At 64.8% G+C, this 14,952-nt stretch carries 16 protein-coding genes and 1 pseudogene; 8 read left to right on the forward strand and 9 right to left on the reverse strand.

Annotated elements, in window-relative coordinates:
- Positions 1–46 precede the first annotated feature (46 nt).
- Entirely contained in the window at positions 47–1,546 is a 1,500-nt protein-coding gene (gene drt5, locus AAC645_RS14345; RefSeq protein ID WP_340316965.1) for an antiviral reverse transcriptase Drt5, read from the forward strand.
- A 263-nt stretch (positions 1,547–1,809) separates the two neighbouring features.
- Positions 1,810–1,926: pseudogene (locus tag AAC645_RS20480) on the forward strand (HGGxSTG domain-containing protein); the annotation flags it as partial.
- Between the two features lie 339 nt (positions 1,927–2,265).
- Here the strand turns inward: AAC645_RS20480 and AAC645_RS14350 are convergent.
- The 6 genes from AAC645_RS14350 to AAC645_RS14375 form a co-directional block, all read right to left on the reverse strand.
- Entirely contained in the window at positions 2,266–3,132 is an 867-nt protein-coding gene (locus AAC645_RS14350; protein ID WP_340316966.1) for a class I SAM-dependent methyltransferase, read from the reverse strand.
- A 162-nt stretch (positions 3,133–3,294) separates the two neighbouring features.
- Complete coding sequence (locus AAC645_RS14355) at positions 3,295–4,527, reverse strand: M16 family metallopeptidase (protein WP_340316967.1); 1,233 nt, start codon at positions 4,525–4,527, stop codon at positions 3,295–3,297.
- Positions 4,528–4,532: 5 nt separating this feature from the next.
- On the reverse strand, positions 4,533–5,933 hold the full coding sequence (gene thrC / locus AAC645_RS14360) for a threonine synthase (RefSeq protein ID WP_340316969.1): 1,401 nt from the start codon (positions 5,931–5,933) through the stop codon (positions 4,533–4,535).
- Between the two features lie 43 nt (positions 5,934–5,976).
- Complete coding sequence (locus AAC645_RS14365) at positions 5,977–6,114, reverse strand: hypothetical protein (RefSeq protein ID WP_340316970.1); 138 nt, start codon at positions 6,112–6,114, stop codon at positions 5,977–5,979.
- Positions 6,111–6,338, reverse strand: coding sequence for a hypothetical protein (locus tag AAC645_RS14370; protein ID WP_340316971.1), 228 nt, complete (start codon positions 6,336–6,338; stop codon positions 6,111–6,113). Before AAC645_RS14370 ends, AAC645_RS14365 begins: the two co-directional genes overlap by 4 nt.
- A 190-nt stretch (positions 6,339–6,528) precedes the next feature.
- The gene (locus AAC645_RS14375; protein ID WP_340316972.1) at positions 6,529–7,533 is read right to left on the reverse strand and encodes a hypothetical protein; all 1,005 of its coding nucleotides are present in this window, start codon (positions 7,531–7,533) and stop codon (positions 6,529–6,531) included.
- 206 nt (positions 7,534–7,739) lie between these two features.
- Between AAC645_RS14375 and AAC645_RS14380 the strand changes: the two genes are divergently transcribed.
- From AAC645_RS14380 to AAC645_RS14395, 4 genes are all read left to right on the forward strand, one after another.
- Positions 7,740–8,930, forward strand: coding sequence for an aspartate aminotransferase family protein (locus AAC645_RS14380; RefSeq protein WP_340316973.1), 1,191 nt, complete (start codon positions 7,740–7,742; stop codon positions 8,928–8,930).
- Positions 8,927–9,853: an ornithine carbamoyltransferase gene (gene argF, locus AAC645_RS14385; protein ID WP_340316975.1), complete on the forward strand. Its 927-nt coding sequence runs from the start codon at positions 8,927–8,929 to the stop codon at positions 9,851–9,853. Before AAC645_RS14380 ends, argF begins: the two co-directional genes overlap by 4 nt.
- A 132-nt stretch (positions 9,854–9,985) precedes the next feature.
- Positions 9,986–10,891 (forward strand): Hsp33 family molecular chaperone HslO, encoded by a 906-nt coding sequence (hslO, locus tag AAC645_RS14390; protein ID WP_340316976.1) that lies wholly within the window; start codon positions 9,986–9,988, stop codon positions 10,889–10,891.
- A gap of 126 nt (positions 10,892–11,017) precedes the next feature.
- The gene (locus AAC645_RS14395; RefSeq protein WP_340316977.1) at positions 11,018–11,464 is read left to right on the forward strand and encodes a DUF3617 family protein; all 447 of its coding nucleotides are present in this window, start codon (positions 11,018–11,020) and stop codon (positions 11,462–11,464) included.
- Between the two features lie 153 nt (positions 11,465–11,617).
- Here AAC645_RS14395 and AAC645_RS14400 read toward each other — a convergent pair whose 3' ends face one another.
- Complete coding sequence (locus AAC645_RS14400; RefSeq protein ID WP_340316978.1) at positions 11,618–12,412, reverse strand: peptidase; 795 nt, start codon at positions 12,410–12,412, stop codon at positions 11,618–11,620.
- 184 nt (positions 12,413–12,596) lie between these two features.
- Between AAC645_RS14400 and queC the strand changes: the two genes are divergently transcribed.
- Together queC and queE are read left to right on the forward strand one after the other, a co-directional pair.
- Positions 12,597–13,289, forward strand: a complete 693-nt coding sequence (gene queC, locus AAC645_RS14405; RefSeq protein ID WP_340316979.1) for a 7-cyano-7-deazaguanine synthase QueC — start codon at positions 12,597–12,599, stop codon at positions 13,287–13,289.
- Positions 13,289–13,921: a 7-carboxy-7-deazaguanine synthase gene (gene queE / locus AAC645_RS14410; protein ID WP_340316980.1), complete on the forward strand. Its 633-nt coding sequence runs from the start codon at positions 13,289–13,291 to the stop codon at positions 13,919–13,921. The genes queC and queE overlap by 1 nt, the downstream gene beginning before the upstream one ends.
- 15 nt (positions 13,922–13,936) lie before the next feature.
- Here the strand turns inward: queE and AAC645_RS14415 are convergent, their stop codons facing one another.
- Both AAC645_RS14415 and AAC645_RS14420 read right to left on the reverse strand, forming a co-directional pair.
- Positions 13,937–14,626 carry a hypothetical protein gene (locus AAC645_RS14415; RefSeq protein WP_340316981.1) on the reverse strand — a complete coding sequence of 230 codons (690 nt, stop codon included), beginning with the start codon at positions 14,624–14,626 and terminating at the stop codon, positions 13,937–13,939.
- Positions 14,627–14,675: 49 nt separating this feature from the next.
- Entirely contained in the window at positions 14,676–14,930 is a 255-nt protein-coding gene (locus AAC645_RS14420) for a hypothetical protein (protein ID WP_340316983.1), read from the reverse strand.
- Positions 14,931–14,952: the final 22 nt, after the last annotated feature.

The raw sequence follows: 14,952 nt of genomic DNA on the forward strand, positions 1-14,952 counted from the left end.
TGTCGCCGATGGTTACGTGGCGAACGTCTTGGTTGGAGCAGATCACTTGGCGAAGCCTGTCAAGGGCATAAAGAAGGCTTACTCAGCGACGGACTTCTTCCTCGAAGATTTGCCGAGAACCTTGTTTCCCCTGACGACGAACAAAGTGTTGGTCGAGTTGGGCGCGGAAGACCTCCTTGCACATGCAGAGATGATCGTGGCCGGAGGTGGTAATTTCCTGCCCCAGCGCCGCGTCTATGCGAACAAGGATGAGCTCCATCTGCGGCGAACCGTCAAGCTCGATGCTGTCGCCGAATATTATCTCTACCACCTCGTTCACAAGAACCGGCAGAAGTTTCGCAAGCCTCATCGGGACTCGCGGCGTCATTATGGCTATCGCTTCGAGCTGGGTCGGCCGGTCTCTCCCTCCAAGAGCTATGCCGACTTCAAATCGGCCGTGGCGTCCGGTATCTTCTATGCCGAAGAGTTCACTTATTTCGATATCTCCGCCTACTTCAACGGGCTTTACCATCACGACCTGCACGCCTGGTTTGCCGCGCTCGGTCCGGATGATTCCGCCGATGTCGTCGCCTTCAGTAAATTCTTTCGCGAGATTAACGCCGGCCGTTCGTTGGATTGCCTTCCGCAGGGGCTTTACCCGGCGAAGATGATTGGCAATGATTTCCTGAGGTTCATAGAGGATTCGTCGACTGTTCGGGCGGAGCGGATCGTCCGCTTCATGGATGACGTTTATTTGTTCGGCGACGACCTCAACGGTCTGAAAGCAGATTTCGCCGAGGTGCAGAGACTGCTGGGTCTAAAGGGACTCTCGGTCAATGCGAGTAAGACGCGCAACGCCGGGACGCCGCAGACTGACGAAGCCGACGGGCAGCTCAGCGAGTTGAAGAAGCGCCTGCTTAAGCGGCGGCGCCACCTGATCGTGTCACACTATGACGAGGACGAGATTGGGGACGATGACGGGACGTCGGACTTGGACGAAGACGAGATCGAGTTTATCCTCGATCTGCTCAACGTCGGCGATCTGAGCGAGGATGATGCCGAGCTGATCCTGGTTGTGATGCGCGACCATGTTGCCAGAATCGAGCAGCATCTTGGTTTGTTCGCCAAAGGCTTCCCACACCTCGCCAAGAATTTCTACGGGCTGTGTAGCGATGCCTCGGACAAGGATAGCGTTGCGCGCATCGTACTGCAGGTGGCCAGCGAAGGCGACCATATCGGCGAATATCAGCTCTTCTGGTTCGGCATGATGCTCGAGGCCTATCTGCTCGACACCGCCTGCGCGCCGGACATCATCAACGCGCTCTATCGCCACGAGAGCGCGACCGACATCTCCAAGGCCAAAATCTTGGAGATCGCCGATCTGCGTTATGGCCTGCCCGAAATGCGAGAAACCTATCTGCGAGAAGGTCGTTCGGACTGGCTGGCTTGGTCGTCGGCGGTGGGATCGCGCGCGATGGACAAGCAGGCCCGCAACTACCTCCTCGACTATTTCAAAAATGGTTCCGCCATGAATCGGCTGATCGCTAGCATACTGCAGAAAGCATGACGATTGTCGAACCACCTCAAATATAACGGCTAGAGGCATCTCATTTACACCGAGAGGGTCGCCTGCCGAACTTCCGCTTTTTGAGTCCGCCGCCCAAGGCTACTAACCCGAAATCGGCCCCTCGGCGGCCCTTACCGGATACGCGGCCATAATCCTTACACCATCTGGAGTCTCCCGATTTTCCCAAATGTTCCATGTTTGTTCTGGAATTTTCGTCCTCCTTCTGCTAGGCGACCGTCCCCCCACACGGAGACCGAACGCCCATGCAGCCAGACATCCTCGCCAACGCACCCCGCTGCGGCGCGCGGACGCGGGCGGGTGGGGCGTGTCGCTCGCCGGCGGTGCATGGCGTCCGGCGCTGCCGGATGCATGGCGGCAAGGGCAGCGGCGCGCCGCGCGGCAATCGCAATGCGTGGAAACATGGTATCCACTCGGCCCGCATCCTCGAGATCCGGCGCTATCTGCGCGCCACCGGCCCCGCGGCGTTCCGTCAGATGCTGGCGGGCGTCGGGATCGGCAGGGGTGTCGCCAAGGGTATCGACAGCCCTGTCGTGACCGGCGCCGGCACTGGCGCTAAATCCGAAAAATTAAAAAAACGGCCGAACAACCCCATGCACCCGGAAATTCCGACCCGGAAGCGGCTTTCGGCAGCAATGCCGTCGCCGTCATCAGGGCCGGCCGGATCGCCGCCATGCCGCCCCTGGCGCGGCGCCGGGCGCTCAGTCCCGCCGCCACCGCGCGAAGATCGCGGTCGGCAGCAGCAGCCCGCGCGCTTCCTCGCGCACCGCCATCTCGCCCACCTCGACGGTGCCGCCGAGATCGGCCATCGCCTGGGCCAGCAGCTCGCCGATCGCCAGCGCCGACATGCGGATCGCATAGACGGTGAGGACGAGGAATTTCGAGTTGGCGTCGAGCAGCGCGCGGCAATTGGCGATCATCGCGGGCAGGTGCTCCTCCAGCCGCCAGACCTCGCCTTCGGGGCCGCGCCCGAACTTCGGCGGATCGAGGAAGATGCCGTCATAGCGGCGGCCGCGGCGCACTTCGCGGGCGGTGAACTTGGCGGCGTCGTCGACCATCCAGCGGATCGGGCGGTCGGCCATGTCGCTCAGGAAGGCGTTGGCCTTGGCGGCGTCGACCGACTTCTTCGACGCATCGACATGGGTGAGCTTCGCGCCCCGGGCGGCGAGCGCGAGCGTGCCGACGCCGGTATAGCCGAACAGGTTCATCACCTCGTCGCCCTCGCCGGTGCGGTCGCGCATCCAGCTCCATTGCGGCGCCATGTCCGGGAAGAAGGCGAGGTGGCGGAACGGGGTGTTCTGCGCGGTGAAGCGCACCTCCTCCCAGCGCATGTGCCAGCCGCCGCGCGGCACGTCGCGCGACAGATGCCACTTGCCGCCGCCATCCTCGTCCGACGCGCCGATGAAGTCGCCATCGGCCTCCCAATTGTCCGAAGCGGGCGCCCACATCGCCTGCGGCTCGGGCCGGATGAAGCGGAAGCGGCCATAGCGCTCGAGCTTGCGGCCATGGCCGGAGTCGACGAGGCCGTAATCGTCCCAGGGTTCGGTGATGAGGGTGTGGAGGTTCATGCTATTCCTGCCCCCTCTCCCGCAAGCGGGGAGAGGGCTGGGGTGAGGGCGCGAGCGCAGCGAGCTTCGGCGTCGGATTCTGGCGGCGTTGGAAGAAGGAAGAAGACCCTCACCCAACCTCTCCCGCAAGCGGGAGAGGGGGAAGAACGGCGGCGGTGTTGTTCACGCCGCCGCCTTCAGCGCCGGCCCCACCGTCGCCAGCGTCTCGCGGCCCTCCAGCATGCGGGTGCCGACCGCGCGGACCTGGTCCAGCGTGCAGGCTTCGATCTTCGCGACGATCATCGCGGGATCGAGCGGCTTGCCGTGAACCAGCGTCTGGAAGCCGAGGCGATCGGCGCGGCCCTGGACCGATTCGAGCGTCATCAGGATCGTCGCGCGGATCTGCGCCTTGGCGCGGGCGAGCTCGACCGGGGTCAGCGATGCCGCCGCCTCGCGCAGGATGTCGCGCGACAGGTCGGCGGCGTTCTGCGCCTCGCGGCGAGCCGTCGCGAGATAGACGGTGAGCATGCCGGTGTCGCGCCACGCGGCGACCGAGCTGCCGACCGAATAGGCCAGCCCGCGATCCTCGCGCACCGCCTGGAACAGCCGCGACGAGCTGCCCTCGCCGGCCGCCTGGCTGAACAGCATCAGCGGGTAATAATCGGCGTCGAAATAGCCGACGCCCTCATAGCCGAACAATATGTGCGCCGATTCGAGCCGCCGCTTCTCAACGAAGCTGCCGCCTTCATAAACCGCGACTTCGGCAACCGGGCGCGGTGCAGGCTCCATGTCGCCGAAGCGCGCCTCGGCCATCGCGACCAGCGCGTCGATGTCGATCTTGCCGGCGGCGGCGAGCACCATGGCCTGCGGGCGATAATGCTTGCGGGTCCAGCCGCGCAGGTCGTCGACCGTGATCGCCGCGATCGTATCCTCGCTGCCCAGCACCGGCCGGCCGAACGCCTGCCCCGGCCAGGCGGTTGTGTGGAAATGGTCGTTGATGATGTCGTCGGGCAGGTCGCGGGCCTCGCCCAGTTCCTGCAGCACGACATCCTTCTCGCGGGCGAGATCGCCAACATCGAAATGCGGCTTGCGGATCAGGTCCGCGATCAGCTCGACGCCGAGATCGAGATTCTCGGCGAGCAGCCGTGCCTGGAAGGCGGTCTGGTCGCGCGAGGTGAAGGCGTTGAGATAGCCGCCGACATTCTCGACCGCCTCGGAAATCTCCCGCGCGCTACGGCCGCCGGCGCCCTTGAACACCATATGCTCGAACAGATGGGCCAGGCCGTTGGCGCGGGCCTCTTCATGCCGGGCGCCGCAATCGACATGCAGGCCGACCGCGATCGTCTCCACGCCGGCCATCGGTTCGGCGGCGATGGTGAAGCCGTTGGCCAACCGGTGAATGTGCGGGCCGGACATGCGGGTCAGGCGACCGCCGCGGTCTGGTCGGCGACGAAGGCCTCGATCGCGCCGATCTCGGCGGGGAGGGTCGCATAACGCTCCTCGCGCTCGAACAGCGCGCCGATGCGCGACGGCAGCGACGGGCGGACGCCGGTCGCGCGCTCGACCGCGTCGCGGAACTTGGCGGGGTGTGCCGTCGCCAGCGTGACCACCGGGATATCCGGATCGAGCGCGGCATCCTGCGCCGCGGCCAGGCCGATCGCGCTGTGCGGGTCGATCACCTCATTGGCGCGGTCGTGCGCCCAGCGCATTGCCAGCTGCATTCGGTCGGGATCGATCCGCGCACTGCTGAACAGCGCGCTCGACTCGTCGCGCATCGCCTGCGGCAGGCTGTAGCGCTTGTTCGTCTCGAAGCCCTGCATCGACGCGGCGAGGCCGGCACCGTCGCGGCCATGCAGGTCGAACAGCAGCCGCTCGAAGTTCGAGCTGACCTGGATGTCCATCGAGGGCGCGGCGGTGGCCGTCACCGAGCCGACCGAATAGTCGCCGGCGGAGAGCGCGCGGTGGAGGATGTCGTTGACGTTGGTCGCGACGATCAGCTTCGCGACCGGCAGGCCCATCTTCGCCGCGACATAGCCCGCGAACACGTCCCCGAAATTGCCGGTCGGCACCGAGAAGGCGACCGGGCGCTCGGGCGCGCCGAGCCGGACGGCGGCGTAGAAATAATAGACGATCTGGGCCATCAGCCGCGCCCAGTTGATCGAATTGACCGCCGACAGGTTGAAGCGGCTCGCGAACGGCCGGTCCGCGAACATCGCCTTCACCAGCGCCTGGGCGTCGTCGAAGCTGCCCTCGATCGCGATATTGTGGACGTTCGGCGCCAGCACCGTCGTCATCTGCCGCCGCTGGACATCCGACACCCGGCCCTTGGGGTGGAGCATGAAGATGTCGACCTTCGCGCGGCCGGCCAGCGCGTCGATCGCGGCCGATCCGGTGTCGCCGCTGGTCGCGCCGATCACGGTCAGGTGGGTGTCGCGGTCGGCCAGGAAGCGCTCGAACAGCAGGCCGAGCAGCTGGAGCGCGACATCCTTGAACGCCAGCGTCGGGCCGTGGAACAGTTCGAGCAGCCATTGGCGATGATCGAGCTGCTTCAGCGGCACCACCGCGGCATGGGCGAAGCGGCCATAGGCGGCCTCGCACAGGCTCCTGAGCGCCGCGTCGTCGAGCGCGCCCGCGACGAACGGCCGCATCACCGCGACCGCCGTGTCGACATAGGAGAGGCCGCGCAACGCCGCGATCTCGGCCGTGCTGAAGCTGGGCCAATGTTCGGGTACGTAAAGCCCTCCGTCGGAGGCGAGCCCCGCGAGCGTTACATCTTCGAATCCGAGACGGGGCGCGTCGCCCCTGGTGCTGACATACTGCATGACCGGCGCGCCTTAGCGGTACGCGCCGGTCGCGGCAAGGATGCTAGCCTTTTGGGGAGCCTTCGTTGGGCGGCGGCGTCGCGTCGTCGCCCTCCGCGGGCTTGGGGGTCGACTGGCCCTGGTTGTCGGGCTCCTCGTTATCGCCCGGCTTGCTGTCGCCGCGCCTGGTGTCGCCATTCATCGCGGGCCTCCTGGCGGCGGTATCGGATTGCCCTTGTCGTCGATATTGGCGGTCATGCTGTCGGGCTTCTCGCCGATGCGCTCCGCCTCCGCCTCGCGGCCTTTGTCGCCGCCCTCATGATAGTCGCGGCTGTCGCCGGCGGTGCGATCGAGCGTATCGCTCAAATTATGCGCCGAGCCCTTGGGCTGGTTCTCGGTCGAGATGTTCGGATTGTCGCGTTCCATCGCTCTCTCCTCTCGCTGGACTCAACCAGCGGGGAAGGCCGGCGTTCCAACGATTGGAGTGGTTTGCCACCTCCATTCGTCGCCCCAGCGAAGGCTGGGGTCCATGTCTGTTTCCTTCCGCGGCGACATCTCGAGGACGAGAGACATGGGCCCCAGCCTTCGCTGGGGCGACGAGTACAAGTTTGGAATGCTAGAAGATCAGCCCCATCGAAATCCGCAGGTCCTGCGTCGGAATCGCGCCGCTCTCCGGCAGCGGCCGGAAGTCCTTGTACGCCGCGCCCAGCGTCAGCTTGCCGCGGGTGGCGCTGGTCGCGAGGCTCAGCGTGTTGCCGTTGAGCGTGCTGATGCCGTTGGCGGCGAAGCGGCGATAGCTGATCTGTGACGCGGTCAGGTCGCCAAGGTCGAGGCGATTGCCGATCTGCCAGTAGGTCGGCATCCGGGCGACCGCATTGGCGAGCGATCCGGTCTGGCGGACGAAGCCCAGCGAGTAGGCGAGCCTGACGTCCTCGCCGATGCGGCGATTGCCGGTGAAGCGGGCGCCATAGACCTGGTTGAGCAGCCGGAAATCGCTCTGCGCGGTGTCGCGCTGGTCGATCTGGTACGCATAGCCGCTCAGCGTGCCGAGGCCGCTGGTCCAGTTGAGCTGCGCGAAGATATTCTCGCCCGGCACCGTCGCCGGCAGCGGCCCCTGCGACGCTGCCCACAGGCTGCTGCTCGACCAGGCATAGGCGAGGTCGGCGCTGAGCCCGGGCAGGCCGCTCCACCGCAAGCGCGCGGCATCGAAGGTCTGCTGGCCGTCACGGTCGCCGGTGATCGCCGGATCGGCGATCGCCAGATGCTGCCGGCCAAGGCTGATCTCGGTCTTCGGCAGGCCGCGATAGTCGAGCCGCAGCTCGTCGACCTGCACCGCATCGGGGCGAATCGGCACCCCGCCGGTGGTCGCGCTGGTCTCGTTGCGCCGGACCGTTACCGCGGCGTCGCTCACCGCGGCGATCGACCAGGGGCCGGCCGAAAGACCCAGGCCGGGCCGGGCGCGGATCAGGATCGCGTCCTCCGGGCTCAACAGCCGCTCGGCCGAATATTGCTCATAGCGCAGCTCGGTGCCGAACAGCGGCGACACGACGATGCCCTGCGCGCCGAGCGGCGCGGTAGGTGCGAGAATGGAGAGCAAGGACAGGGCCAGCAGGCGACGCATCGACGACCTATGATAGTTCGGGATTTATGGGATTTTCAGCCGATTTTATCAGCACCCGGTTAACGTGCCCAGCGCGATGCGACGAAGCGTTTGACGAGCGTGGTGCCACTTCACTATATGCGCGCTCCGACAGGCGGCCGGAATGGCCGCCTTTTTGCGTTTCCGGGACAGTTCAACAGCGATCAGAGGAAAAAGGGAGTTTTGCCATGACCATCACCCCGCTCATGCCGGTTTATCCGCGGTGCGGCGTGCGTCCGGTGCGAGGCGAAGGCTGCTATCTGATCGGTGAAGGCGGCGAGCGCTATCTCGATTTCGCCGCAGGCATCGCCGTCAACATGCTCGGCCATGGCCATCCGGCGCTGGTGAAGGCGATCGCCGATCAGGCTGCGACGCTGATGCATGTCTCCAATCTCTACGGCAGCCCTCAGGGCGAGGCATTCGCGCAGAAGCTGGTCGACAAGACTTTCGCCGACACGGTGTTCTTCACCAATTCGGGCGCCGAAGCGGTCGAGTGCGCGATCAAGACCGCGCGCCGCTATCATTATGTCAACGGCGCGCCCGAGCGGACCAAGATCATCAGCTTCTCCAGCGCCTTCCACGGCCGGACGCTCGGCACGATCTCGGCCACCAACCAGCCGAAAATGCGTGAGGGCTTCGAGCCGCTGCTGCCCGGTTTCGAGGTGGTGACGTTCAACGACCTGGAGGCGGCGCGCGCTGCCGTCGACGCGACCACTGCGGGCTTCCTGGTCGAGCCGATCCAGGGCGAGGGCGGCATGACGCCGTCAACACCGGAGTTCCTGCAGGGTCTCCGCCAGATCTGCGACGAGCAGGGGCTGCTTTTGATCCTCGACGAGGTCCAGTGCGGCTACTGCCGGACGGGCACCTTCTTCGCCCATGAGCAATATGGCATTACGCCCGATATCATGGCGGTGGCCAAGGGCATCGGCGGGGGCTTCCCACTCGGCGCCTGCCTGGCGACCGAGGAAGCCGCGAAAGGCATGGTGTTCGGCACCCATGGCTCGACCTATGGCGGCAACCCGCTGGCGATAGCGGCGGGCGAAGCCGTGTTCGAGATCGCGGTCAACGACGCGTTCCTCGCCAATGTCCGGAAGATGGGGGATCGGCTGCGCCAGAGCCTCGAACAGCTCATCCCCAACCACGACACGCTGTTCGGCAGCGTGCGCGGAGTGGGCCTGATGCTCGGCATCAAATTGAAGGATGGAGCCGAGGCGCGCGATTTCGTGGCGCATCTGCGCGACAATCACGGGTTGCTGACGGTGTCGGCGAGCGAGAATGTCGTCCGTATCCTGCCGCCACTGGTGATCGAGGAAAGCCATATCGCCGAGTGTATCGAAAAGCTGTCGGCGGGGGCGCGGTCATACGCGTCGGCCCAATGACCCGGCATTTCATCGATCTCACCGATGCCGGCCCTGACGGGCTAAGCGCCATGCTGAATGCCGCTAAGGCTCGCAAGGATGCCCGCAGGGGCTTCCCCAGAGGCACGGTGGACAAGGATGCGCCGCTGGCGGGCTATACGCTGGCGATGATCTTCGAGAAGAACTCGACGCGGACGCGCGTGTCGTTCGACATGGCGATGCGCCAGCTCGGCGGCACGACGATCGTGATGGACGCCGGCAGCATGCAACTCGGCCGCGGCGAGACGATCGCCGATACCGCGCGCGTGCTCGGCCGCTATGTCGACGCGATCATGATTCGGACCGACGATCACCGCAAGATCGCCGACCTTGCGAAATATGCCGAGGTGCCGGTGATCAACGGCCTCACCGATCATTCGCATCCGTGCCAGATCATGGCGGACCTGCTGACCGTGCTCGAGCATAAGGGGACGGTCGAGGGGCTCAAATGGGCATGGCTCGGCGACGGCAACAACGTGCTGCATTCGATCATCGAGGCAGGGAGCCTGCTCGGCTTCCCTGTGCGCGTCGGCTGTCCCGACGGCTATGATCCCGATCCAGCAGTGGTCGCGGCCGCGAAAGCGCGGGGTGGCGACATAGGCTTCTCGCGCGATGCCGTGGAGGTTGCGAGTGGCGCCGATGTCGTCGTTACCGACACGTGGATTTCGATGGGCCAGGCGCATGCCGAAGCGAAGCTGGCGGCGATGATGCCTTTCCAGGTGACTGAGGCCTTGATGGCGCGGGCTGCGCCGGGCGCTGCTTTCCTCCACTGCCTCCCTGCGCATCGCGGCGAGGAGGTGGTCGAGGCGGTGATCGATGGACCGCAATCGCTGATCTGGGACGAAGCCGAGAACCGGCTCCACGCCCAGAAGGCAGTGCTGCTCTGGTGCCTGGGGAAATTGTGACCGACGGGTTGGGGCTTGAAATCCTTACCTGCCGTGCTGAATTTGCTCCAGCATCCACCCATCCTCCTCCCGGACGGTGCTTGTGGAGGAGTGGACCCTGAAACAAGTTCAGGGTGACGATGGGGATTGGTCTTGGCTTCCAAACGTAACGATCTCGACATCGCGCTGGGCTTCACGATTCCCGAGCGTCACGCCCGCGGCCGGCTGGCACGGCTTGGGCCGATGCTCGACGTGATCCTGGGCGCACACGGCTATCCTCCGGTGATCGAAAAGCTGCTTGGCGAGGCACTGGTGCTGGCGGCCCTGCTGGGTTCGACGCTGAAGCATGACGAGGGCCAGCTGACGCTGCAGGCGCAGGCCGAGGGCGGAGCGGTCCAGCTGATGGTCGCGGATTACAAGGGCGGCGAGATGCGTGGTTATATCCGCCACGATCCGGAGCGGCTGGCGGAGATGCCGGCCGATCCTTCGTTGTTCGCGCTGTTCGGCAAGGGCTATCTCGCCATCACCTTCGACCAGGCGATCACCGGCGAACGCTATCAGGGGATCGTGCCGATCGAGGGCGGATCGCTTGCCGAAGCCGCCGAAAGCTATTTCAGCCAGTCCGAACAGCTGCCGAGCCTGGTCAGGCTCGCGAGCCGGCGCCTGCCGGATGGCCGCCATGTCGCCGGTGGGATCCTGATTCAGCACCTGCCCGAAGGCGAAGAGGGCCGGGATCGAATTCATACCCGCCTCGACCATCCCGAATGGGACCATGTCCGCGCGCTGGGCCAGACGCTGACGCTCGCCGAACTGACCGACGCCGACCTGCGGCTGGAAACCTTGCTGTGGCGGCTGTTCAACGAGGAGGACGAGGTGCGCACCATGGCTGCGGTGTCGCTGGCCCGCGGCTGCCGCTGCGATCCGGACCATATCCGTGGCGTGATCACCCGCTTTCCGCCCGAGGATCGTGCCGAAATGGCTGACACCCAGGGCGAGATCCACGTCGATTGCGAGTTCTGCGCAAGACGCTTTTCGCTGGCGCTGAGTTCGATCGCCTGAGTGGCGCACATCACAGCCGTCTTCAGCCGTTCATGTACCGATCGTATGATAACGACCGTCGGTCGAACTTGGCTATGCTGCGCGGTGCGGTTGACGAATCGAGTACTCCATGGCGACGAGAGGGCGATGATGAGTTTCGCATTGAGGGTGGCGACCGTTGGTCTGATGTTGGCGGCGTCGCAGACGATAGCCGCGCCAGCCGCCATCGCCCCGCCGGTGGCTGCCTTGCCGGAGCTGTCGCTCGCTGCGCTCAAGCAGCTTGAAAGCGGACTGTGGCAGCTCGACGTCAAGGGCAGTTCGCCGAAGCTGATGTGCATCACCGACCAGATCCGGCTGGTGCAGATCGAGCATGACCAGCCGGGCTGCTCGCGCTTCGTGATCGCGAACGAGCCCAGGAGTTCGACGGTTCATTACAGCTGCCAGCGCACCGGCTGGGGTCGCACCACGGTGCGTGTCCAATCGCCGACACAGGCGACGATCCAGACTCAGGGCATCGCCCATAACGCGCCGTTCGATTATTCGGCGCAAGCACGTCGGGTCGGCGGTTGTACCGCTCAGACCGCCGCGAAATAGGCCCTGGTTTCCGGATCCCGCCAGCTGGTTAAGGATTTATTTATCCCCGCCGGCTAGAAGCGAATCGTGCCTTCCCCTTAAGGCACATTTTCCTCCCTTAGCAGGCTTCACAGCCTCACTGGGCCGCTCTCGGGCGGCCCACTTTTTGCCTGTTCAGCTTGCCGACTTCAGCGCCACGACATCGCCATCGTGCGTGCCTTCTTCGTCGGCGAGGAAAGGCGGATCCGGGATCGCGGCGCGACCTTCGTTGAGAACCACGGACCAGCGCGCCGACAAATTGCGCATATAGGGATCGTCGATCTCGATCCGTCGCGTGATCACCGGCAGCTTCGGATCGGCGCGGATCACCATCACATCGAACGGGAGGCCGACGGACTTGTCGGACCGGATCGTCGAATCGAAGGACAGCAGGCCGACCTTGACCGCTTCGTCGATCGAGCTTTCGAAGTTCATCGCGCGATCGAGGATGGGCTTGCCATATTGGGTGGCGCCGATCTGGTAGAAAGGGCTGTCGCGCTGGCATTCGATGAAGTTGCCGGCGTCGTAGATCAGGAAGAGCTGGGGCTGCCCGTCGCCGATCCGGCCGCCGAGCAGCAACGAGATTCCGGATGAGACGCCCGCAGCGTGCAGAGCGGGCTTGAGCTGGCGACCGGCCGCCATCACCGCCTCGCCAACAAGCTGGGCGACGCGGAACATGGTCGGCATATGCTCGATCTTGCGCGGAGCGTCGTCGGTGCCGAGCGGCGGCAGCCCTTCCGCTAGCATGCCGAGAACAAGCTGGGTGACCGACAGATTGCCGGCGCTCGCAACCACGCAGAGCCGCTGGTCGTTATCGGCAAGCACATGGAGTTTGCGGTAGGTCGAGATATTGTCGATCCCGGCATTGGTGCGGGTGTCGGCGATCATGATCAGCCCCTGACGGAGCATTATGCCGATGCAGTAGGTCATAGCATCCCCCCTCGTGCATCGGCTTCCCGAGCCGACGTCGCCCTATGCATATACGAACATGGGAGATCGTCAGAAATTCTTTTTGCCATCTCTCGTCGTTTACAAGCCGGAACATACGCCGAGGGGGCATGGATCGGCGGGTTCGACCATAGACCCCCGCGAAAAAATCCCCTAAGCGCGCGCCATGTCTGACAATGGGAACACCGTAGGCCGCCGGGGGATCGTGCTGCTGTCGGGCGGTCTCGACTCGATGGTTTCGGCGGGGCTTGCCCGCGAGCGGGGGTTCGAGCTGGCGGCGCTGACGATTGACTACAACCAGCGCCATCGCGTCGAACTCGAAGCGGCGAGGCGCGTCGCAACGGCGCTCGGCATCGTGCGGCACGTTACCCTGCCGCTGAATCTGCGGGCTTTTGGCGGATCGGCGCTGACCGACGATATCGCGGTGCCGAAGGACGGCGTCGAACCTGGCATCCCCGTCACCTATGTGCCGGCCCGCAACACGATCTTCCTGTCGCTGGCGCTCGGTTTCGCGGAGGCGACCGGCGCGCGCGACATCTTCCTCGGCGTGAACGCGCTCGATTATTCGGGCTATCCGGATTGCCGGCCCGAGTTCATCGCAACTTTCCAGCAGCTCGCCGACCTCGCGACGCGCATGGGGGTGGAGGGGCAGGGCTTCACCATCCACGCGCCGCTCCAGCATCTGACTAAGGCCGACATCGCCCGCGAGGCCGATCGGCTCGGGCTGGACGCCGGGATGAGTTGGTCCTGCTACGATCCGACCCCGGAGGGGCTCCATTGCGGGTTGTGCGACAGCTGCCGCTTGCGCGCCAAGGGCTTCGCCGAAGCGGGGCTGCACGATCCCACAGTGTACGCCTGATGGGCAGCTATGCCGTCAAGGAGATGTTCCTGACGCTGCAGGGCGAAGGCATGCAGGTCGGGCGGCGCGCGGTGTTCCTGCGCTTCGCCGGCTGCAATCTATGGAGCGGCCGCGAGGAAGATCGCGCCGGCGCGCAATGCACATTCTGCGATACCGACTTCGTGGGCATCGATGGCGACAATGGCGGTCGCTATCCCAATGCGGATGCGCTGGCGGATCGCGCCGAGGCGTTGTGGGGGGATTTTGACGCGCCGTTCATGGTGATGACCGGCGGCGAGCCGCTGCTGCAGGTCGATGCCGCGCTGATAGCGGCGTTGAAGGCGCGTGGATTCGAAACGGCGGTAGAGACCAACGGCACGCAATCGCCGCCGCCGGGCATCGACTGGATCTGCGTCAGTCCCAAGTCGGGTACCGATGTGGTGCTGCGCAAAGGCAATGAGCTCAAGCTGGTCTGGCCGCAGGTCGGTCTCGATCCGCAGGAATTCGAAAGCTGGGATTTCGAGCATCTGCTGATCCAGCCGATGGACGGTCCGGATCTCGCCAGCGCCCGCGAAGCCGCTATCGCATTCGTCCTGCGACATCCGCGATGGCGGCTGTCGACGCAGACTCACAAGGTCGTGGGTATCAGGTAGGACGCCCGGAACCCGTTAGCCAGAAACCTGCGGGTTCGTGCTCGCCTGCTGGTATCCCGCTGGTGCACAAACGGCCTTCAGCTGATCCTTGCGGGTCCAGCATTCCTTGACCATCGATGGCGGCTGCACCGAAACCGAGATCCAACGCTGGGCGTGCATCATGTCACCGACGGGGATCAGGCTGTTGCGGAATTCCCGCATCCGATCGACAGCGAGCTGCGTGAGATTGCCGCGGCCCAGCTTGCGTGCGTCTCGCCCGATGGCGCTCGCCGTCTCGCAGAAGCCGAGCTGGGCGTGCATCGTCGAGAAGCCGTTATACGTCCGGGTGGTATATTGATCGAACGCCTTCTGCCACGCCTTGCCGCCGGTGCGCTTGAAATAGGCGTTCAGCGTCTTGTAGGCGGCATTGAGCTCGACGGCGTTCTTGGACAGTAGATCATTGTAGTTGGGGACGGTCAGCAGCATCGGCGAGAACTGGCATTGCAGAGCTGCGACGTTGAGCCCGGCGCGCATGTTCCACAACATGTGCGCCCGCAGCTCCGCAGGCGTCGCCTTCGGCATTTCCATGCCAAGACCCGGCTCGTCGCCGTTTACCGGCCCGCCCTGGAAATTGGGTTGGACCCAGAACAAATAGGCGGATGCCGGACCGGCCTGGCCGATCGCCATCATGCCAGCCGCCGCCAAACCCAGCCATCGGAACGCCATTCTACCTCTCCCGGACAAAATCTAAGCGCCCCCGCCTGATCGTCCCCTCTTATTCCGCGTTGCTCGCATTACCGACATCGGCGCCGTTATCGACAGCCACCGCATTGTCAGCCGACACCGCGCCGCCTGCCTGGTCGAGCGTTGCGCTCTCGACGACGGTCATATCGTTCATCGATCCGTCGCTGGCATTCATCTCTACGACATTGGTGTCGCTGTCGCCCGCTTTCTTCCCGCAGGCTGAAAGGGCGACGGCGGCCGCCAGGATGAGGCTGCCGGAGAGGATGATGTGGATCGGACGGTTCATGAGGAACTCCCTGATTTTTGCT

Origin of the sequence: Rhizorhabdus argentea (assembly GCF_037861105.1) — a bacterium.
Classification (GTDB): domain Bacteria; phylum Pseudomonadota; class Alphaproteobacteria; order Sphingomonadales; family Sphingomonadaceae; genus Rhizorhabdus; species Rhizorhabdus argentea.

Bases quoted from the DNA above. Each gene is read 5' to 3' on its own strand.
- AAC645_RS14370 (WP_340316971.1), bottom strand. From the start codon at position 6,338: ATGGAACGCGACAATCCGAACATCTCGACCGAGAACCAGCCCAAGGGC.
- thrC (WP_340316969.1), bottom strand. From the start codon at position 5,933: ATGCAGTATGTCAGCACCAGGGGCGACGCGCCCCGTCTCGGATTCGAA.
- AAC645_RS14400 (WP_340316978.1), bottom strand. From the start codon at position 12,412: ATGACCTACTGCATCGGCATAATGCTCCGTCAGGGGCTGATCATGATC.
- AAC645_RS14350 (WP_340316966.1), bottom strand. From the start codon at position 3,132: ATGAACCTCCACACCCTCATCACCGAACCCTGGGACGATTACGGCCTC.
- AAC645_RS14380 (WP_340316973.1), top strand. From the start codon at position 7,740: ATGACCATCACCCCGCTCATGCCGGTTTATCCGCGGTGCGGCGTGCGT.
- queE (WP_340316980.1), top strand. From the start codon at position 13,289: ATGGGCAGCTATGCCGTCAAGGAGATGTTCCTGACGCTGCAGGGCGAA.
- AAC645_RS14375 (WP_340316972.1), bottom strand. From the start codon at position 7,533: ATGCGTCGCCTGCTGGCCCTGTCCTTGCTCTCCATTCTCGCACCTACC.
- AAC645_RS14355 (WP_340316967.1), bottom strand. From the start codon at position 4,527: ATGTCCGGCCCGCACATTCACCGGTTGGCCAACGGCTTCACCATCGCC.
- argF (WP_340316975.1), top strand. From the start codon at position 8,927: ATGACCCGGCATTTCATCGATCTCACCGATGCCGGCCCTGACGGGCTA.
- AAC645_RS14420 (WP_340316983.1), bottom strand. From the start codon at position 14,930: ATGAACCGTCCGATCCACATCATCCTCTCCGGCAGCCTCATCCTGGCG.
- AAC645_RS14415 (WP_340316981.1), bottom strand. From the start codon at position 14,626: ATGGCGTTCCGATGGCTGGGTTTGGCGGCGGCTGGCATGATGGCGATC.
- AAC645_RS14395 (WP_340316977.1), top strand. From the start codon at position 11,018: ATGATGAGTTTCGCATTGAGGGTGGCGACCGTTGGTCTGATGTTGGCG.
- queC (WP_340316979.1), top strand. From the start codon at position 12,597: ATGTCTGACAATGGGAACACCGTAGGCCGCCGGGGGATCGTGCTGCTG.
- AAC645_RS14365 (WP_340316970.1), bottom strand. From the start codon at position 6,114: ATGAATGGCGACACCAGGCGCGGCGACAGCAAGCCGGGCGATAACGAG.